The sequence below is a fragment of the Campylobacter concisus genome, from assembly GCF_902460895.1.
In the GTDB taxonomy this organism is placed as follows: Bacteria; Campylobacterota; Campylobacteria; order Campylobacterales; family Campylobacteraceae; genus Campylobacter_A; species Campylobacter_A concisus_BC.
Genome location: NZ_CABPVL010000002.1, coordinates 767644 through 786198 on the forward strand (window position 1 = coordinate 767644; position 18555 = coordinate 786198).

At 39.6% G+C, this 18555-nt stretch carries 18 protein-coding genes and 1 pseudogene; 13 read left to right on the forward strand and 6 right to left on the reverse strand.

The window, feature by feature from the left end; all coding sequences use genetic code 11:
• Positions 1-17 precede the first annotated feature (17 nt).
• The 7 genes from F3G98_RS05010 (at position 18) to htpG (ending at position 10068) form a co-directional block, all read left to right on the forward strand.
• Entirely contained in the window at positions 18-1436 is a 1419-nt protein-coding gene (locus F3G98_RS05010) for a COG3400 family protein (protein WP_103646867.1), read from the forward strand.
• Positions 1437-1439: 3 nt separating this feature from the next.
• Positions 1440-2477 carry a 3-dehydroquinate synthase gene (gene aroB, locus F3G98_RS05015; protein ID WP_103646868.1) on the forward strand — a complete coding sequence of 346 codons (1038 nt, stop codon included), beginning with the start codon at positions 1440-1442 and terminating at the stop codon, positions 2475-2477.
• Positions 2474-4063, forward strand: a complete 1590-nt coding sequence (locus F3G98_RS05020; protein ID WP_103646869.1) for a mechanosensitive ion channel domain-containing protein — start codon at positions 2474-2476, stop codon at positions 4061-4063. The genes aroB and F3G98_RS05020 overlap by 4 nt, the downstream gene beginning before the upstream one ends.
• Positions 4063-5301 carry a tRNA (N(6)-L-threonylcarbamoyladenosine(37)-C(2))-methylthiotransferase MtaB gene (gene mtaB / locus F3G98_RS05025; protein WP_103597546.1) on the forward strand — a complete coding sequence of 413 codons (1239 nt, stop codon included), beginning with the start codon at positions 4063-4065 and terminating at the stop codon, positions 5299-5301. Before F3G98_RS05020 ends, mtaB begins: the two co-directional genes overlap by 1 nt.
• Positions 5288-6940, forward strand: coding sequence for an ATP-dependent metallopeptidase FtsH/Yme1/Tma family protein (locus tag F3G98_RS05030; protein ID WP_149725877.1), 1653 nt, complete (start codon positions 5288-5290; stop codon positions 6938-6940). The genes mtaB and F3G98_RS05030 overlap by 14 nt, the downstream gene beginning before the upstream one ends.
• 13 nt (positions 6941-6953) lie before the next feature.
• Positions 6954-7493 carry a molybdopterin adenylyltransferase gene (gene mog, locus F3G98_RS05035; RefSeq protein WP_103646871.1) on the forward strand — a complete coding sequence of 180 codons (540 nt, stop codon included), beginning with the start codon at positions 6954-6956 and terminating at the stop codon, positions 7491-7493.
• Positions 7494-8211: 718 nt separating this feature from the next.
• On the forward strand, positions 8212-10068 hold the full coding sequence (gene htpG, locus F3G98_RS05040; protein WP_103617424.1) for a molecular chaperone HtpG: 1857 nt from the start codon (positions 8212-8214) through the stop codon (positions 10066-10068).
• A gap of 104 nt (positions 10069-10172) precedes the next feature.
• Here the strand turns inward: htpG and F3G98_RS05045 are convergent, their stop codons facing one another.
• The 3 genes from F3G98_RS05045 to rpmB form a co-directional block, all read right to left on the reverse strand.
• The gene (locus F3G98_RS05045) at positions 10173-10379 is read right to left on the reverse strand and encodes a DUF465 domain-containing protein (protein ID WP_103581349.1); all 207 of its coding nucleotides are present in this window, start codon (positions 10377-10379) and stop codon (positions 10173-10175) included.
• A 126-nt stretch (positions 10380-10505) separates the two neighbouring features.
• Positions 10506-11636, reverse strand: a complete 1131-nt coding sequence (locus F3G98_RS05050; protein ID WP_009293929.1) for a potassium channel family protein — start codon at positions 11634-11636, stop codon at positions 10506-10508.
• A gap of 22 nt (positions 11637-11658) precedes the next feature.
• Positions 11659-11850: a 50S ribosomal protein L28 gene (gene rpmB / locus F3G98_RS05055; RefSeq protein WP_002942221.1), complete on the reverse strand. Its 192-nt coding sequence runs from the start codon at positions 11848-11850 to the stop codon at positions 11659-11661.
• 151 nt (positions 11851-12001) lie between these two features.
• Here rpmB and F3G98_RS05060 point away from each other — a divergent pair, with 151 nt between their 5' ends.
• The 6 genes and pseudogenes from F3G98_RS05060 to F3G98_RS05090 form a co-directional block, all read left to right on the forward strand.
• Positions 12002-12748, forward strand: a complete 747-nt coding sequence (locus tag F3G98_RS05060) for a hypothetical protein (RefSeq protein ID WP_103608188.1) — start codon at positions 12002-12004, stop codon at positions 12746-12748.
• Positions 12745-14118, forward strand: coding sequence for a prephenate dehydrogenase (locus F3G98_RS05065; protein ID WP_103608187.1), 1374 nt, complete (start codon positions 12745-12747; stop codon positions 14116-14118). Before F3G98_RS05060 ends, F3G98_RS05065 begins: the two co-directional genes overlap by 4 nt.
• Before the next feature lie 9 nt (positions 14119-14127).
• On the forward strand, positions 14128-14775 hold the full coding sequence (gene rpe, locus F3G98_RS05070) for a ribulose-phosphate 3-epimerase (RefSeq protein ID WP_009293926.1): 648 nt from the start codon (positions 14128-14130) through the stop codon (positions 14773-14775).
• Entirely contained in the window at positions 14772-15575 is an 804-nt protein-coding gene (locus F3G98_RS05075; protein WP_103646907.1) for a 3'-5' exonuclease, read from the forward strand. The genes rpe and F3G98_RS05075 overlap by 4 nt, the downstream gene beginning before the upstream one ends.
• Before the next feature lie 101 nt (positions 15576-15676).
• Positions 15677-15934 carry a hypothetical protein gene (locus F3G98_RS10380; RefSeq protein ID WP_180999485.1) on the forward strand — a complete coding sequence of 86 codons (258 nt, stop codon included), beginning with the start codon at positions 15677-15679 and terminating at the stop codon, positions 15932-15934.
• A 49-nt stretch (positions 15935-15983) separates the two neighbouring features.
• Positions 15984-16220 (forward strand): annotated as a pseudogene (locus F3G98_RS05090) (menaquinone biosynthesis decarboxylase); the annotation flags it as partial.
• 59 nt (positions 16221-16279) lie between these two features.
• Here F3G98_RS05090 and F3G98_RS05095 read toward each other — a convergent pair.
• The 3 genes from F3G98_RS05095 to F3G98_RS05105 are packed head-to-tail and all read right to left on the reverse strand — an operon-like array spanning position 16280 to position 18499.
• Positions 16280-17398 carry a M20/M25/M40 family metallo-hydrolase gene (locus F3G98_RS05095; protein ID WP_103608185.1) on the reverse strand — a complete coding sequence of 373 codons (1119 nt, stop codon included), beginning with the start codon at positions 17396-17398 and terminating at the stop codon, positions 16280-16282.
• Positions 17399-17407: 9 nt separating this feature from the next.
• Positions 17408-17863 carry a YjiG family protein gene (locus tag F3G98_RS05100; RefSeq protein ID WP_103608184.1) on the reverse strand — a complete coding sequence of 152 codons (456 nt, stop codon included), beginning with the start codon at positions 17861-17863 and terminating at the stop codon, positions 17408-17410.
• Between the two features lie 3 nt (positions 17864-17866).
• Complete coding sequence (locus F3G98_RS05105; protein ID WP_009293921.1) at positions 17867-18499, reverse strand: nucleoside recognition domain-containing protein; 633 nt, start codon at positions 18497-18499, stop codon at positions 17867-17869.
• Positions 18500-18555: the final 56 nt, after the last annotated feature.

The window sequence follows — 18555 nt, forward strand, 5'->3', positions numbered from 1 at the left end:
TAAAATACGGAGAATTAATGAAAAAAATTTTAATAATCGCAGATGGAGCTTTTGCAAGAAATTTTTTAGATAGACTTCTTGGAGCAAAGTCAAATTTACACCACTATATCGTCGTTTCAAGCGAAGACCTTAGCCAAAAGGCAAATTATGAAAATTTCACATTTTATCAGTTTGACCCAACAAGCCTTTCAAAGCTAAAGAGCGTAAGCGACGGCTATTTTAGCCAGTTTTGTATCGTGAGTGACAATGAAAAAGAGGCAATTGCCATTTATGAAAATTTAAGACAGATCAGCACAAAAACAGAGACCATTTTCATGAACTCGTGGGAGCTAGATGAAAAGTGCAAAGAGACTTTCGCGAGCGACAAGCACCTAAGTGTGGTTGATATCAGAGATATCGCAGCTTCAAGGCTCATGGACTATCTGCCAGACATGCCTGTATATGCTGATAATATCGGCTTTAGCGAGGGCGAGATCATGGAGGTTAAGGTGCCTATTGGCAGCTCATATATGTATCGCCATGTAAGCTCGATCGCTCAAAAAAGATGGCGGATAGCGCTTATTTACAGAGGTACTGAGATCATCTTGCCAAAGCCAAATACAATGATCCAACCAAGCGATATCTTGCTAATCGTTGGCGATCCAAACGTGCTTCAAAACGTTTATCGTTCGATAAAACGCGAAAGCGGGCAGTTTCCAAGTCCATTTGGTAGCAACATCTACACTTTAATAGATATGAGATCAATGAGTAAAGAGCGCGTTAGCAAGCTCATAAAAGATAGCTTATATGTGCATTCAAAGCTAAATAACAAACGCCTTATCTTTAGGGTTATAAACCCAACTTTAGGTGAAAATTTAGAGACACTAAAGGCGATAAAAGAGAAAAATATCCTTGTTTTGATGGATTATTTTAATAGCGACAATAAATCGATAAAAGATGACGTTTTAAAGCACGACATAGGGCTTATCATAAGCGATGATAGATACTTTTTTAAATTCCAAAAGCTATTTTATGAGCTTAAAATCCCAGTGCTAAAAACGGGTAAAATTTTGCTCTCAAAGGTAAAAGAGGGCGTGATACTTGGCGATCAAAGCCAAGAGGTCGAAAATCAATCAGCCATCATCACAGACTGCTGCGCGCAGCTTGATCTGGAGATGAGATTTTACTATTTTGATAACAAGCATAGCGACGATGAGGCGTTAAAAGAGCACTTTGAGAGCATTAGCACGCTCTTCTCAAAGCGCATAAAGATAGAAAATCACAGCCTCAAAAACCCGCTAGTGAAGCTAAAAGGTACAAATGATCTACTTCATTTTGTGATGTTTAGCAAGAGTGTGGCAAATGGTAGTGCTTTTGCCTTTTTATCGACAAATTTAAATAGACTTTATAAAAAACTAAGCCAAAACGCACAGCTTTTTGTGCCAGTAAGTGAGTAGAAAATGCAGATAAATTTAAACCTTAAGGAAAAGGGCTCAAGCTATAAAATTTATATAAATGAGCTTGAGAAGTTGGAGCTAAAAGGCAAGGTCGGTATCGTCACAAACGCCAAAGTAGCAGGGCTTCACCTTGAAAAGCTACTTAGCGTTTTAAAGTGCGATGAGAAATTTATCATTAGCGTGCCAGACGGCGAAGAGTATAAAAACCTTGAGACGATAGAGCAAATTTTAGAGCAGCTTTTTGTTAGTAAATTTGACCGCGCATCTACGCTCATAGCTCTTGGCGGTGGTGTCATCAGCGATATGACGGGCTTTGCTGCTAGCATTTATGAAAGAGGGATAAACTTCATAAATATCCCAACCACGCTTCTAGCACAAGTCGATGCTAGTGTGGGCGGAAAAACGGGCGTAAATAACAAATTTGGTAAAAATTTAATTGGCTCATTTTATCAGCCAAAGGCAGTTTTTTGTGAGATAAATTTCTTAAAAACACTGCCAAAGAGAGAATTTGCAGCTGGCGTGGCTGAGGCTTTAAAGATGGCGATAACATTTGATAAAGAGATGTTTAACTGGCTAAAGAGCGTAAATTTAGACGATGAAAATTTAGCTAAGCTGGTTGAAAAGTCGATAAATTTAAAAGCTCGAGTGGTCGAGCAAGATGAAAAAGAAAAGGGGCTAAGAGCTATCCTAAACTACGGTCACACCTTTGCTCACGTCATAGAAAATGAGACAAATTACAAGGAATTTTTACACGGCGAAGCGGTGGCTATAGGTATGAATATGGCAAATCGCCTAAGCGTTAGACTAGGTCTCATGAGTGAGGCGCAGGCAGAAGAGATCAAGCAGGTTTTAGTGAAATTTGATCTGCCTGTAAGCTACAAAATAGAAAATGAATATGCATTTTACGAGGCGTTTTTTATGGATAAAAAGACAAAAGGTGATAAGATAAATTTCATCATCGCAGATAAAATCGGCAGTGCGATCATCAAAAATGACGTCAAAAAAGAGGATGTTTTAGAAACTTTGAGAGAATTTAAATGAAAAAGATCCTAGTTTTTTTAGTTTTTTGCTTTGCGCTTTATGCTGAAGAAAACGCTACGCTTGAGCAAAATGTCTCACAAAATTTACAAAATAGCGAGCTTATAAAAGAAATTTCAAACCTAGATAACTCCCTAAAAAATAACATCTGGATCACAAGATACGCCAACTACAACACCTATCAAAAGCTTCTTGATGAGCTAGAGCAAAATGAAAATGAGCTTAAAAAGCTTGATAAAGGCTCAAAAAGAGGTGGCGATCTCATAAAGAGAAGTCAAACTCTAAAAGAGCAGATAAATTTGCTAAAAGAGTATGAGAAAACGCCATTTTCAAATATGCTAGCAGCACCAGAAATGGAGACACCGCCTAGGATAAATAGCCCAGTTGCGCTAATATCTGGCTTTTCATACATCAAAAAGATAAGAAGCGACAAGATCGAGTACCAAAGGCACATCAAAGAGCTTGACACCTTGCTTGAGAAGCTTGAAGCAAAAGAAAATTTGCTAAATAGACTAAATTTAATAGATGATAGCGAGCAAAATAGAGCAAGTCTAAACCTTGCAAAACAAGAGATAGGCGACTTCAAAGCGGCAAAACAGATCGCTGATACCACTTATAGCGTCTATGAAAAAAGGGCTGATGAAGCGATAAATTTGACGACCTCTGACATCAAGGCTCAGTTTTTAAGCATGGGCTACACAGCCATCGTCATCCTTTTAACGATCGGACTAACATTTATCGCTAAATTTATCGTTAAAAGAACGATCACGGATAACGAGAGATTTTACACGGTCAATAAATTTCTAAACGTGCTAAACATCACCGTTATCATCATAATCCTGCTCTTTTCATACATCGAAAACGTCACATATCTAGTAACCGTGCTAGGTTTTGCCTCAGCTGGTATCGCCATCGCGATGAAAGATATGTTTATGAGTATGCTTGGCTGGATGGTTATCATGTTTGGTGGCACGATCCACGTGGGAGACCGCGTCAGGGTCTATCACGACGGGAGCGAATTTGTGGGTGATGTGATAGACATTTCACTGCTTCGCCTAACCGTTTTTGAAGATGTCAGCTACTCTACCTATAAGACAAACCGCCGTGCAGGTAGGATCATCTTTGTGCCAAATAACTACATCTTTACAGACCTCATCGCAAACTACTCGCACTACGGTATGAAGACCGTTTGGGATGGCATAGATGTCGTGATAAGCTTTGATAGCAATCACAAAAAGGCAGCCTATCTAGCAAAAAATATAGTAAAAAAATATTCAAAAGGCTACACTGATATCGCAAAACGCCAGATGAACAAGCTAAGAAGTCAGTACAGCATCAAAAATCCAAATGTAGAGCCAAGAATTTATACATTTTTTGAGCCTTATGGCATCAATATCTCATGCTGGTATATGTCTAACTCATACGCCACGCTCGCTCTTAGAAGCACGATAAGCGCTGAGATAATCGAGGCATTTTTGGCTCACGATGATATAAAGATAGCTTACCCAACGCAAACTATGTTTATAGGCAAGAAAGAAACGCCAAGCGATCATGTAGATCACGCTGAGCAAGAGGGTGAAAATATCTAATGCAAAAGATATTTTTTAAGACATTTGGATGCCGTACAAACATCTACGACACCGAGCTTTTAAAGAGCTACATCAAAGACTACGAGATCACAAACGACGAAGAGGTCGCTGATATCGTCGTGATAAACTCATGCACCGTGACAAACTCGGCTGATAGTGGCGTTAGAAACTATATAAACGGCGTAAAAAGACGCGGGGCAAAGGTCATACTAACAGGATGTGGGGCGGTTAGTAAGGGCAAGGAGCTGTTTGCAAGCGGAATTTACGGAGTGCTGGGAGCTAGTAAAAAGAGCGATCTAAACGAGCTTTTAAAACAAGAAAAGCCCTTTTTTGAGCTTGGAAATTTAAACTCAGTCGATAAAAACATCGTCACAAACTACGAAAATCATACAAAGGCATTTATAAAGATACAAGAGGGTTGCAACTTTAACTGTAGCTACTGCATCATCCCATCAGTGCGCGGCAGAGCTAGGAGCATGGACGAGGCGATGATCTTAAAAGAAGCTAGAATTTTAGCTCAAAATGGCTATAATGAGCTCGTTCTAACTGGCACAAACATAGGCAGTTACGGCAAGGATACAAATAGCTCTCTTGGCAAACTGCTAGCAAATTTAGGCAAAATTTCAGGCATCAGACGCATAAGACTTGGCAGTATCGAGCCAAGCCAGATAGATGAGAGCTTTAGGGAAATTTTAAAAGAGGAGTGGTTGGAGCGCCATCTTCACATCGCACTTCAGCACACGAGCGAGGCGATGCTAAAGATCATGCGCAGGCGAAACAACGCATTTAGCGACTTAGAGCTTTTTAATGAGCTAAGCTCTCTTGGCTTTGCTTTGGGGACTGACTATATCGTGGGCCATCCAGGTGAGAGTGAAGAAATTTGGGCAGAGGCGGTGGAAAATTTCAAGAAGTTTCCTATCACGCATTTGCACGCTTTTGTCTATTCGCCTAGGCGTGATACGCACTCAGCGACGCTAAAAAGCGACGTTAGTGGCGACGTGGCAAAGAGTAGGCTCAAAATTTTACAAGGCATTGCTTTGCAAAATAATGAAAATTTTAGAAAAAAACGTAATGGGACTTTAAAAATTTTAGTCGAGCAAAAAAACGGCGACTTTTACGAGGGTTTTGATCAGTTTTACAACAAAGCTAAAATTTCTAGTCAAAACGACATAACAAAAGAGTGGTTGGAGGTAAGCGAATATGAAATTAAGCCAGATGCCAATTATGCAAAAATTTAAATTTAACAAGAAAAACATCCTGATAATAGCCGCTGTGGCTCTGATAATAGCGCTACTTTTTGCTGTGAGCAAAGAGCCACGAAACATCACCTACTCGCAATATATGCAACTAATGGATGGAAATTTCATCGATAAAGCGGTCATCGACGAAGATGAGGTCATCCTCTATGCGCAAAATAACCGCTTTGCCATCATAAAAGAGGGCATAGACATAAAAGAGCTCATCAAAAAGGTCCCAGTCGAGCGAAGCGTGCAGTATATCACTCCTGGCATGGTCTGGGGAAGCATCATCTTTGTTTGCCTTGTGCTTTGGTACTCCTATATTTTTAGGGCTATTAAGAAAAAAGAGGAGAGCCTTTTAAGCAAAAAGGACGGCGCTTTTGAGATAGAAAGCGTGCTAAATCAAAATGCGATGCCAGTCATCTCAAACGTGAGATTTAGCGATGTGGCAGGCATTAGCGAGGTCAAAAGCGAGCTTAGTGAGATAGTTGATTTTCTTAAAAATCCGCAAAAATATAGAAATTTTGGTATCAAAATGCCAAAAGGCGTGCTAATGATAGGCCCTCCGGGCGTTGGTAAGACGCTTGTGGCAAAGGCGGTTGCTGGCGAGGCAAATGTGCCGTTTTTTTACCAAAATGGCGCGAGTTTTGTGCAAATTTATGTCGGAATGGGCGCAAAAAGAGTTAGAGAGCTATTTAGCAGAGCCAAATCTTACGCACCTTCAATCATCTTTATCGACGAGATAGACGCCGTTGGCAAGAGCAGGGGTGGGGCTAGAAACGACGAGAGAGAAGCCACGCTAAATCAGCTGCTAACCGAGATGGACGGCTTTGAGGACAATTCTGGCGTCATCGTCATAGCTGCTACAAATAGGATCGAGATGATCGACGAGGCGCTGCTTAGATCAGGGCGCTTTGATAGGCGTATATTTTTATCAATGCCTGATTATAACGACAGGGTGGCTATCCTAAATACATATCTAAAAGACAAAAACTGCGAAGTGTCAGCTGAAGATATCGCTAGGATGAGCGTTGGCTTTTCTGGCGCGGCACTTAGCACGCTTGTAAATGAAGCTGCGATAAATGCCCTAAGAAACGGCGAGAGCGTGCTTAGGATGAGAGACTTTGAAGCTGTTTTAAACAAGGTCTTGCTCGGCAAGAAAAAGGTGCTAAGCTACAGCGAGAGCGAGAAGAAAATTCAAGCCATCTATCAAGGCGCAAAAGCGCTAAGTGCTTACTGGTTTGACGTGAAATTTGAAAAAATTTCGCTCATAGAAGACCGCTTTATGGCGACTGAGCAAGAGATCGAGTCAAAGTCTCAGATGCTCTCACGCATAAAGGTGCTTATCTCTGGCATGTGCAAGCTTGAGATAGATGAGAATGACATCTTTTCAAACTCAAGTAACGATCTAAATTTAGCAAAAGAGATCGCCTCAAAGATGGTTTATGAATACGGCATGGGAAATTCTTTCGTGCCAAATCCAAATGATGTGGAAGAAATTTTAAAACAAGCAAAAGATGAGATAATCTCCTTTTTAAAGGGTACAAACGAGCAAATCGCAAAGATCAGCTCATATCTGCTTGCTTATGAAAGTGTGGATAAAGAGACGCTTGCTAAAATTTTAAATGAAAACTACTAATAAAGGAGAAAAAATGAAAGCGAAAATAGGAATTCTGACTATGTCAGATCGCGCAAGTGAGGGCACATACGAGGACAAATCAGGTCCAGCGATCAAAGAGGTACTTGACGGTTGGATAGTAAGTGAGAGAGAGTATTTTTATGAGGTGATCCCAGATGAGCTTGATCTCATAAAAGAGAGGCTCGTGCACATGGTAGACGTGCTAGGATGCGACCTTGTGCTAACGACTGGAGGCACTGGACCAGCTGTAAGAGACGTCACTCCAGAGGCTACTGAGGCAGTTTGCGAGAAGATGATGCCAGGCTTTGGCGAGCTAATGAGAGCTGCAAGCTTGCAATACGTCCCAACAGCGATTCTATCACGCCAAACAGCAGGCATCAGAGGCCACGCGCTAATCATAAATTTACCAGGTCAGCCAAAGGCGATAAAAGAGTGCTTGGAGCCGGTATTTCCAGCGGTGCCATACTGCATAGACCTGATCGAGGGTGCATTTATCGAGACCGATGAAAATGTGATGAAGGTCTTCCGCCCAAAACAAAAGAAAATTTCATAAACAAAATTTGTTAAACCACTGAAATTTATAGCCACCTCTTTTATGAAGAGGTGGTTTATATACTGCTACCTCTTTAAATTTGATGCTTTTTAGCTGTTATTTTAATTTTTGCTTTTGTATGCATGTTTTTTGACTAGTTTTTAGCTTGCTATTTGCCTTGATTTAAATTTTAATGAAATACACAGCGCTTGTGTCATATTTTGCGATTAAAGCTAGAGTGATGAAAAATTTTGCAAAGCATGGCGCTAAAGATTTCTTGCATAGTGATTATTGGTGAATTAAATTTTTAAAATAGCTTTGACTTAAGTGTCCTTAAAACTAAAAACATCATAGGGCTATTATGTTTTTAGTTTTTAAATTTACAACCTCTTGTATTAGAAAATATAGATAAAACATTTGAAATTTCAAGCTAAGGGTTTAAATTTATTGGTTTTTGATTTTTGTTATACATTTATATCGGTATTTGTTTCTTATTTTGGAAGACAGACTAGCAACATTTTCTAAAAGATTTATAGCTAAATTTGCATTATTTTAAATAAATACTATACAAAATAGCATTTTAAATAATAAAAATTAAATATATATTTTATTTTATTTATAAATTACCATATATGCCTAAAAAATTGTTAAAAAACTTGATAGTAATGCTATCAAGGTTAAGTATATTTTTATCACTTTGTGCTATAATCTGCCAGAAATTTAAAACAAGGAAAAGAAAATGGCAGATAAATTTGAATTTCAAACCGAGGTCAATGACCTTTTAAATTTGATGATCCACTCTCTTTACTCAAACAAAGAGATATTTTTAAGAGAGCTCATATCAAACTCAAACGACGCACTTGACAAGCTAAACTACCTATGCTTGACTGATGAAAAGTATAAAAGCTTAAGCTACACTCCAAGGATCGACATCAAAGTAGATGAAAAAGCTAAGACTTTAACCATCAGCGACAACGGTATCGGTATGGATAAAGACGAGCTCATCGCAAATTTAGGCACCATTGCAAGAAGTGGCACAAAGGGTTTTATGCAAAGCTTAAGTGGCGATGCCAAAAAAGATAGCTCGCTGATCGGCCAGTTTGGCGTGGGCTTTTACTCAGCGTTTATGGTGGCAAGTAAGATCGAAGTCATAAGCAAACGAACACTAAGTGAGAAGGCCTATAAATGGACATCTGATGCAAAAAGCTACGAGATCGAAGATGCCCAAAAAGATGGATTTGGCACGGATATAATCCTCCATTTAAACGACAATGAATTTGCAAATTCTTGGCGTATCGAAGAGATAGTCAAAAAATACTCAAACCACATCCCTTATCCTATTTTTATGGATAAAGAGAGCTACGTCGCACCAAAAGAAGGCGAAAAAGAGGGCACTTATGAGACTAAAAACGAGCAGATAAACAAGGCAAATGCGCTTTGGAGGCTAAATAAAGCCAGCTTAAAAGAGCAAGACTACAACGACTTTTATAAGCAAATTTCACACGATAGCAGCGATCCGCTACTTTATATCCACACAAAGGCCGAGGGCAAGATCGAGTATTCGACACTATTTTATGTGCCAAGCACGGAGCCGTTTGATCTCTTTAGGGTTGATTATCAAAGTGGTGTGAAGCTCTATGTGAAGAGGGTTTTTATAACTGACGATGCAAAAGAGCTTTTGCCGCCGTATTTAAGATTTATCAAAGGCGTGATCGACGTTGAGGATTTGCCACTAAACGTTAGCCGCGAAATTTTACAAGAAAATGCGATCATGAGAAGCGTCAAAGAGCAAAGCGTGAAGAAAATTTTAAGCGAACTTGCAAAAGTAAAAGAGAGTGACCGCGATAAATACATCAAATTTTACAAACTATTTGGCAAGGTTTTAAAAGAGGGACTTTATGGCTTTAACGCTGAAAAAGAGCAAATTTTAGACATTTGCCTATTTAAAAGCTCAAAAAGAGATGGACTTATCAGCCTAAAAGAGTACAAAGAGGCGATGAAAGAGGATCAAAAGTCGATCTACTACATCAGCGGCAACAACGAAAATATGCTAAGAAATTCGCCGCTTCTTGAGAGCTTTAAGAAAAACGACATCGAAGTGTTAATAATGGACGAAGAGATCGACACGATCGTCATGCCAATGGTCAATGAATTTGACAAAACACCTCTAAAATCAGTCTCGCATGCTGATATAAACGACGAGATCAAAAGTGATGAGAAGGTCGATGAGAGCAAGGTTGCAAACACACTTGTTAAGATGAAAGAGATCTTAAAAGACGAGGTCAAGGACGTTAGACTTAGCTCAAGACTTTCAAACTCGGCTGCGGTGCTAATATATGATAAAAACGATCCTGATTACGCTATGCAAGAGATGCTAAAACAGATGGGACAAGGCGCAAATGCTCCAAAAGTTAAGCCGATCTTGGAGATAAATGCCGATCATGAAATTTTTGCAAAACTTGAGAAAAATGAGGCAATGGTTTATGACATAGCACCTTTGCTTCTTGATATGGCAAGGCTAAATGAGGGCATGAGCCTAGAAAATCCAGCTAAATTTTCAGAACTTCTAACAAAAGTGATGATAAAAGCTATATAAAATTTGTAAGCCCAAAGAAATTTGGGCTTTTTAATTTGTAGTCTAGTAAAAGCTTAAAATACGAGCTAAGTTAAATTTGGCTCCATTGTTAGTTTGGCTTTTGCTTATTTTTGCTCTTTATATTTTAAAACTTGAGCGTAAATTTCATCTTTTAGTTTTAATTTTTCTTTTTTCAAGGCATCAAGCTCAGAGGCTTGCGCTGCTTTACTATCTATCTTTTCATTTAGCTCGTCATGCTTTTTGCAAAGTGCGGCAAAATAAACATCAGCTTTTTTCAACTCATTTATGAGATCAGTGTATTCGTGCAACATACGTAGCTCCTGTAAAAAATTTATAAATTCTAACAAGGCTTTGTAAATGTTTGGCTATCTAAATTTAGATATATAAAAGCTTCTGGTATATAGCGGTTAAGCCAAATTTATCACAAAATGAAAAAACTAAACGTATTTTAGTTCTTCTGGCTTGTGTTTGCTCTTTACTAGGCGTTTGGTTAGCCGTATGCCATCAACTGTGCCGATGACTAAAAGCTTTGTGCCTGTGCCAATTAGAGTGTCGCCATTTGGCATCGGGATAAATTTGTTATTTATGTCTCTAATGCCTACCACGTCAGCATTTGTGATATTTCTTAGGTGTGTCTCTTTTAGTCTTTTAAACCTTATCCAAGAGTAGTCAGGCACAAGAATTTCTTCTATATCGATAGGCGAGCTTTTTGTGTATAGAAATTGCTCGAGTAAATTTTCCATATCAGGTCTTACGCTCATGGCACTTAGACGCTGTGCGACTAGGCGAGATGGGCTTACGACGTTGTCAGCACCAAGTTTTTTAAGCCTTTGTGTGTCATCTTCACTATCGGAGTTTGTGATGATATGGTAAGGTTTTTTGCGGCCTATCTCTTTTTCATAAAGTCTAACAGATGCGATAAGTGCGATATTGTCAGCGATATTTGGGCTAAGAGTGATTAGTCCTTTTGCACTTGAAAGATGCGTTTTTAAAAAGGCGATTTGAGTGTGAGGCTGAGCTTTTATGAAGTATGGATACTTGTAAATTTGAGCTAATTCTGCGATATCTTCTCTGTCATCAACCACTACAAATGGTATGTGATTTTCACGAAACTGAGCGCTAAGCTCGATCGTGTAGAGGTTGTGATAACAAATAACGAAGTGATTTTTTAGTCTTGCGATCTTGTAAAGCATACGCCTTTCCTTTAAAATGCTAATTAATGTGCCTCTTTTTAGAACTTCTACAACGATACCGATTGATAGCGTAAAAATGATGAAGCCAACAAGGATAAATGTTATAGTAAAAATTCGCCCCTTTGGAGTTATGGGTGCAACTTCGGTAAAACCGACCGTCGTGAAGGTCATGCCTGCTTGGTAAAAGGCATCTATGAGAGAGAAGTTATCTATAAAGATATAACCAAGTGTTCCAAAAAGTAACAGTAGTACGACTGAAATTAGTGGAAATCTAAAAGGTTTTAGTTGTTCGTAAAGCTCAGTATCTAGGCTTATTTCTGGTTTTGCGGAGTTTGACCAGTTGAGGAATTTTAAAAGTCTTGAGAGAAAAGACATAAATTCCTCTTCATTTTATCTCTTAGTTTGACTGTTTTTTCATAGTTCTTAGAGTAGAAGCAGCAACTTTTATTCTTCTTGTTGTGCCATCTTCTAGAGTAACACGGATAGTTCTAAGATTTGGTAAAAATCTTCTTTTAGTTTTATTGTTGGCGTGGCTCACGTTGTTGCCTACCATTGGTCCTTTGCCAGTTATCGCACATCTTTTTGACATTTTTTTTCCTTATAAACAAAAATTTCTGCTGATTTTATCTAAACAAAACCAAAGTATTGCTTAAAATGAACATTTATATTTATAAGTTTTGTTGATTTTTTATTTAATTAAGGCTAAAATAGCCCCAAAATAAAAAATCGGTAAAACAAAAATGCTAACTAAAAATCAAATAGATGAAATTTCAAATTTTATCTATACAATGCCCGATGTTTTTTACGAGTGCCAAAAGCACTTGGATGAGGGCGACATCACTACTGCTATGGAGCTTTTTAGAGGGAGTGAGACTTTTAAAGCGTACTTTGCAACGATAGTAAATTTAGGCGATTTTGGCGTTCAAAACTACACTAGAGATATCTACGCTATGGCTTATCCGCTAGGCATAGACAACCTAAAAATGATAATTTGCTCTTATTTTGTTTTTATCAAATCTCCAAAAAGATATAAGAATTTTGGTGTAAATTTACACTCGATGATGGAGTTTAATGCCAAATTTCTATCTGACTGGAGTAAACTTCTAAACTATCTTGGGCTAAAAAATCAAAAAAATTTATTTCTAGCTGCCTACGCGCTAATTTTGCTTATATTTTGCGAGCTTATCTTTTTGAAGTATCCACATTCGCTTAAACATATCGTTGGCTTTTCTGATATGAGCTTTGATAGGATCTTGCAGCGAAGGTTTGATATCTCGCTATTTGGAGTACTTTTAAAGCTTGCAGGATGGGAGAGCGACAGGCTCAATAGAGAGGAGATTTTGGTCTTAAAATACTTTAAAATTTTGCTCTCTTATGAGGCAAGTACTGCTAAATTTTTTGACTTTGGCATAGATAGGATCACCGATGTTAGCGTCCATGCTTCGGCTGATATGGTTATAAATTTAAAAAAGGCTCTTAGAAAATGAAAGTAACTTTTGAGGGCTCTTTAGCCATTGTTAGGCCATTTGGATTTTTAGAGGTTAATATCACCCCTTCAAGCATCAAAAAGGCCGAAGTAGAGCAAATTTGCGCAAGGCAGATAAGCGCCATTTTGCTTTCATTAAAAAATGTCACATTTTTTAGCCCACTTTGGCTAAATAGCACATGCGAGCACCTCTCAAGTATCGCTAAGCAGATAGGTGCTGAGTTTGCAGTCTGCGACTATGATGATACTTTTTACGAGCTTGTCGCAAAGACTTCAAAAAATATTTTGAGATTTTCACTCTTTGAAAATGAAAAAGTTGCGACGCTATTTTTAAACGATACGCTAGCAGATAGCAGTGAAGCCATCGTGATTTATAACAAAAATGAGCAGTATAAAGACTACATAAACTCGCTTTTGGAGCAAAAGTGTTACAAGTGTAAATTTGTAAAAAGCGTGGAAGAATTTAACGCCGCCAAGCAAGCTTACAAATACACCATCAGCACCCTAAATCACATCGTTTTAGGCAAAAAAGAGTTTAGCACCTTTGTAAGAGGCGACGTCGTCATCTACAAGACAGTAGGGCTCATAGATAGCTCTTTTGTGCAGAATTTTGACTATAAATTTCACGAAAGGTTGCAAAAGGTAGGCTTTAAATTCTTTGTTTTTTGGTCTGATTCGGTTGGCGCTTTAAATACCATAGGCGCTAGTTTTTTGATAAAGCTATCTGAGCTGAGCCAAAAAAGTGGCGCTATAGTGGCAATTTGTGGCTTAAATGAGGGCAACATCTCAGAGACACTTGCATCAAATTTAAAAGCGGCAAAGATACTTTTATATAAAAAGATGGATGACTTTTTCAAAGATGACTCGACGCTCTATTTTAAAAAGCGCCTTATCGACATAGAGCCTACAAAGATGAATAAAAACTTGGTTGAGTTTCTGCCGCTTGTGATCTCAAGCGTCACAGACGTGCTCTCACCTTTGATAGAGAGTGAAATTTTATGCCTTGATGCAAAGATCAGCAACTTTAATGTAGAGGGCGAAAACGACTATTTGCGGGCTTGCGTGCTCTTTTATGGCGACGTACAGATGAGAATTTTGCTTGGTGTTAAAAAGGACAAGCTTGGTAAAATTTGCTCTATTTTTTCAGATAATGGCGATCTGGAGTGTGGCTGTTTAAGCGGATTTTCTCAAATTTTTAGTATCATTGCAAGCAAAATTTTAGATATTTTCATCGAGAGAAATTTAAAGGTAAAACTTAGCAACTTTAAATTTTTCGAAAATGAGATGTTTTTTGACAGGGCAAGCAGTGGAATTTTTGCCACATTAAATGCAAAAGAGAGCCAAACTGGCGTGATTTTTATAAGTAAATAAGGATTTAAAATGTACGTTGCACCTAGTATTTTGTCGGCTGATTTCGGAAATTTAGCAGCTGAGATAAGAGCCATTTGCGAGGCTGGGTGCGATCTGGTGCATGTTGATGTTATGGATGGGCATTTTGTGCCAAATTTAACCATCGGACCAGTCGTGGTAAGTGCCGTTGCAAAGGCTGCTACAAAGCCACTTGATATTCATTTAATGGTTGAAAATAACTCTTTTTTTGCTGACCTTTTCTTGCCGCTAAAACCAAAATTTCTAACCTTTCACATAGAAGAAGAGAAGCATCCAATGAGGCTCATTGATCACATCAGAAAAAACGGCGTAAGTCCTGGCATCGTGCTAAATCCGCACACGCCAGTTAGCGCGATCGAGCATATCATCGATGAAGTCGATATGGTGCTATTAATGAGTGTAAATCCTGGCTTTGGTGGTCAGAAATTTATGCCAGTCGTGCTTGAGAAAACAAGGGCGCTAAGAGAGCTAATAGAGCGCAAAAACGCCAAGTGTCTCATCGAAGTAGATGGCGGCGTAAACGGACTAAATGCGCCTGATCTTGAAGAGGCTGGGGCTGATGTCTTGGTGGCTGGCAGCTATATCTTTTCATCAAATTCTTACGAACAAGCCATTCGCGCCATAAAGCTTGAGTTTTGAAACCAAAAAAACAGCGTTTAGAAAATAGCATTGAAATTTTAGCCAGGCAAAATTTAGGCTATCACGAGTTTATCTTGAAATTTAGTGATATCGAGGAAATTTCATCGCTCATTGACGTGCGTGACCTTGATATGTGGCGAACTCTCGGGCTTGACATCACTAGAAATGAAAGCAACGAGATCGAGCTTGGCACGAGATTTAGAGATATTAGCGAGCAGGAATTTTGCGTCGTGGATATCGAAACGACTGGCGGCACGACAAATGGCCAGATCATAGAAATAGGCGCTATAAAAATGAAAAATGGCACCGAAATAGGGCGCTTTGAAAGCTTTGTGGCAGCTAGTGTGGTGCCTGAAAATATCACAGAGCTAACCGGCATAAGAGCGAGCGATCTAGTTGGTGCGCCAAATTTACTAAACGTGCTGGAGCGGTTTAAAATTTTTCTTGGAACTAGCGTTTTTATCGCGCACAACGTAAATTTTGACTACGGATTTATCTCGCATAGTCTAAATGAGATCGGCCTTGGCATACTGCTAAACAGAAAACTCTGCACCATCGATCTTAGCCGCCGCACCATCGCCTCGCAAAAATACGGCCTTGGCTCGCTAAAAGAACTCCTTGGCATCAACAATACCCACCACAGAGCCCTAAATGACGCAATAGCAGCGGCTGAAATCTTTAAAGTCTGCCTCAAGCGCCTACCTTTTAGCATCCAAACGACAGAGGATCTCATAAGCTTTAGCAAAAATGCCCCAAGCGTAAAGCTAAAACCAGAGCCAGTTTTAAAAGCTTTGGAGTAGGGCAGGTTTAAATTTAAGCCACTTGGCTGGGAATTTAGAAATTTGATTTAGTTGAGGGCTTTTAAACGAGACTTTATGTCCTTGTGTAGTTTGCAATCATCGTGCTTTCAAAAACGCCGCAGTCTATCGCCTTGCAAGCGCTGATCTTTACAAAATCCCTAAAACAACGTTGCTATTATGATAAATTTCTCATGTTTGCCAGTTTTTGTATGCGCATAGCCAAGCCGTCATTACCGATAACGCAGTTTGTTAGGCTGTTTTTCTTTTGTAGCAAATTTAGAGCTTGTGTCAATGTGAAAATTTACTTTGGCAAAGACTTTGCAGTAAATTTGGAGTTAAATTTAGCCCTGAGGTTTTAAGTGATGATGAGCTTTTGGCTAAATTTTAAAGCGTTGTGCCAAATGTTAAGAAAATCCATATATGCTGCTTTGGCGTGTGACAAACAATATAGATGCCTTGCGTGATATCTATATAGATGGCGAAAATTTCTGCGTGGATGCGACGAGTAAAAGTGAGCTGGAGGGCTACACGCGTGGCTGGCCTATGCAAACTGACTGCGAGCGTGAAGTGGTGGCTGATCTTGTAAAGCGTGGCGTGGTAAAAGATGAGCCAGAGCTATTTCATAAATTTGAGATATTTGGGTAGGGTTTGACTGCTGTAACGTTATAAATTTAAAAATTAGGCAAGCATATAGCTTGCCTAAACTACGAAAGTTTTTTGATGGCCTCAACAATAAGATTGCACTTTTTGACGACTGAGTTTATCTCTAGATACTCGTTTTTCGTGTGCATGTTGCCACCAGTTGGACCAAGACCATCTATCGTAGGGCAACCAGCCGATGCGCTTATGTTGCCATCACTTAGTCCGCCAGCATCGACCCAAGTGACCTTTGTGCCAGTGGCCTTCGCAGCCTCGTCAAAGACATTTTTGATATTTGGTAAATTTACCTCGTCTATCATCGGCCCTTCTTCGTTTATGAGTATGCGCTCACAGCTCACTTCTGGCACTATCGGATGAGATAAAATTTCATCCATCTTCTTATGCAAAAACTCCACCGAGCTAGCGTGGCGATATCTCATCTCAAATGTCACGCTGGCAAAGTCTGGCACGACGTTTTGGGCGTCGCCACCTTTTGTCATTATGCTATTAAATGTATGACCTGCCTTAAAATCAGTGAGTTTTGAGAGCTCAACGATGAAATTTGCAGCCTCCACGACAGCTGAACGACCGCGCTCTGGGTGGTTGCCAGCGTGCGCGCTAACACCACGGAAATTTAGCACATAAGAGATCACGCCTTTTCTAGTGGCTACCATTGAGCCATCTTCTCTTGCAGGCTCGACAACTAGGGCATAGCGAGACTTCTTGGCTAGCTCTCTTATGGCGTCTTTGGCGAAATTTGAGCCAGTCTCCTCGTGAGAGTTTAAAAAGAGACCGATCTTTAGTTTGCTAAGATCAAGCTCTTTGATGACATAAAGCGAGAGCAGGCTGCCACCCTTATCGTCGATCGCGCCAAGTGCATTTATGCGCTCATCTATCTTGCTAAATGGCACATCAGCCTTTGTGCCCACAGGAAAAACGGTGTCCATGTGTCCGATAAATAAAAAGTCGTAGCTTTTTGCCTCAAGGTCGTTTGAGATGAAAAGGCAAGGAGCGACCTTGTCGGTGCCAATCTCTATGCTCCTACTTTTTAAGCCTAAAATTTCGGCTCTTTTTTTAAACCAAGCTGCAACTTCATTTACGCCGTCGATGCTTGAAGTTGGGCTTTCGATATCGGTTAGCTCCTTTAGATCAGCCAAATATTTGTCTATTTCACTATCTTTCATCTTTTATCCTTATACGAGAAAGCTCATCACAAACATCGCTAAATAGGCATTTAGGATGCAAATCCCAAAAAGCACGAGATAGTGTCTGCCTGGTACTTCAAGCACGCCTAAAACTCGTCCCATGTACTGCACAGTCGAGCCAACTAGCGCCATGCCAGGAAGCAAGACAGCGATATCGTTTGCATTTAGTGTACCATCTCCAACAAGCGCAACTAGCACGCCTGCTGAGCCGCCCCAGCTCAAAAACGCAGCCATGAAAACGGCTATCGATTCACCTGGAAGACCAAGCGGGAGCATGATAAATCCTAGAAATTTGCCTATCACGCTAAGTGCACCAGAGACTTTTAGGATGTGGATGATGACAAATGCCATAAGCACGTTTGGGATGGTGTTTTTTACGGCGATGTCCCAGCCTTTTCTAGCGCCTTCTACAAATACGTCGGTTATTAGTTTATTTTCAGTCATCTCTTACTCCTCATCATCTTTGACAAATTTTTTGACATAAAGTCTCATCAAATTTGCTCCAATAATTTTAAAGACAAAGACTATGCCAAGCACCATGGCTATGGTAGCAGGGGCTGTGTTGCCAGCTTTGTCGGTAACTAGTAAAACCGGCGCAAATGAAGATAAGAAATTTGTGATCATTGCACCTGCGCTAAACTGAAACGCTGCAAAGATGAGAAGCTCTTTGTGCGAGATGAGGCCATCTTGACGCAAAAATTTAGCTGTTGAGCTACCTGCGTCGGTGCTTTGTGTGCTTGCTATCAAAGAGATAGAGCAACATCCTGGTATGCCAATAAGTGGCTTTAAAACAGGCGTTAGCAGTCTTGAAGCTGCGTAAAGTGCATGGTATTTCTCAAAAATAGCGACAAAGCCAAGTGCGAGCATGACGGCTGGGGCAAGACTAAGGGCAAATAAAAAGCCACCTTTTGCGCTAGTGCCACTTCCTGTTTTAAACCATTCTGGAAATTGACCAGCAAGTTTGCTAAAGTCAAAGATGCCACCATAGGTGTTTTGTAAAAAACCTCCAAAGAAAACGATCGCAATTGCAAGAGTGATCGTACCGATGACGAGTTTTTTAGTATCACTACTCTCTTTCATAAAGCCTCCTTTGATTTGGAATTTGTTTAAATATTATAACGCCTATGCTTATGTAA

Coding starts and splice junctions, on each gene's coding strand:
- F3G98_RS05010 (WP_103646867.1), top strand. CDS start 18: ATGAAAAAAATTTTAATAATCGCAGATGGAGCTTTTGCAAGAAATTTT.
- aroB (WP_103646868.1), top strand. CDS start 1,440: ATGCAGATAAATTTAAACCTTAAGGAAAAGGGCTCAAGCTATAAAATT.
- F3G98_RS05020 (WP_103646869.1), top strand. CDS start 2,474: ATGAAAAAGATCCTAGTTTTTTTAGTTTTTTGCTTTGCGCTTTATGCT.
- mtaB (WP_103597546.1), top strand. CDS start 4,063: ATGCAAAAGATATTTTTTAAGACATTTGGATGCCGTACAAACATCTAC.
- F3G98_RS05030 (WP_149725877.1), top strand. CDS start 5,288: ATGCAAAAATTTAAATTTAACAAGAAAAACATCCTGATAATAGCCGCT.
- mog (WP_103646871.1), top strand. CDS start 6,954: ATGAAAGCGAAAATAGGAATTCTGACTATGTCAGATCGCGCAAGTGAG.
- htpG (WP_103617424.1), top strand. CDS start 8,212: ATGGCAGATAAATTTGAATTTCAAACCGAGGTCAATGACCTTTTAAAT.
- F3G98_RS05045 (WP_103581349.1), bottom strand. CDS start 10,379: ATGTTGCACGAATACACTGATCTCATAAATGAGTTGAAAAAAGCTGAT.
- F3G98_RS05050 (WP_009293929.1), bottom strand. CDS start 11,636: ATGTCTTTTCTCTCAAGACTTTTAAAATTCCTCAACTGGTCAAACTCC.
- rpmB (WP_002942221.1), bottom strand. CDS start 11,850: ATGTCAAAAAGATGTGCGATAACTGGCAAAGGACCAATGGTAGGCAAC.
- F3G98_RS05060 (WP_103608188.1), top strand. CDS start 12,002: ATGCTAACTAAAAATCAAATAGATGAAATTTCAAATTTTATCTATACA.
- F3G98_RS05065 (WP_103608187.1), top strand. CDS start 12,745: ATGAAAGTAACTTTTGAGGGCTCTTTAGCCATTGTTAGGCCATTTGGA.
- rpe (WP_009293926.1), top strand. CDS start 14,128: ATGTACGTTGCACCTAGTATTTTGTCGGCTGATTTCGGAAATTTAGCA.
- F3G98_RS05095 (WP_103608185.1), bottom strand. CDS start 17,398: ATGAAAGATAGTGAAATAGACAAATATTTGGCTGATCTAAAGGAGCTA.
- F3G98_RS05100 (WP_103608184.1), bottom strand. CDS start 17,863: ATGACTGAAAATAAACTAATAACCGACGTATTTGTAGAAGGCGCTAGA.
- F3G98_RS05105 (WP_009293921.1), bottom strand. CDS start 18,499: ATGAAAGAGAGTAGTGATACTAAAAAACTCGTCATCGGTACGATCACT.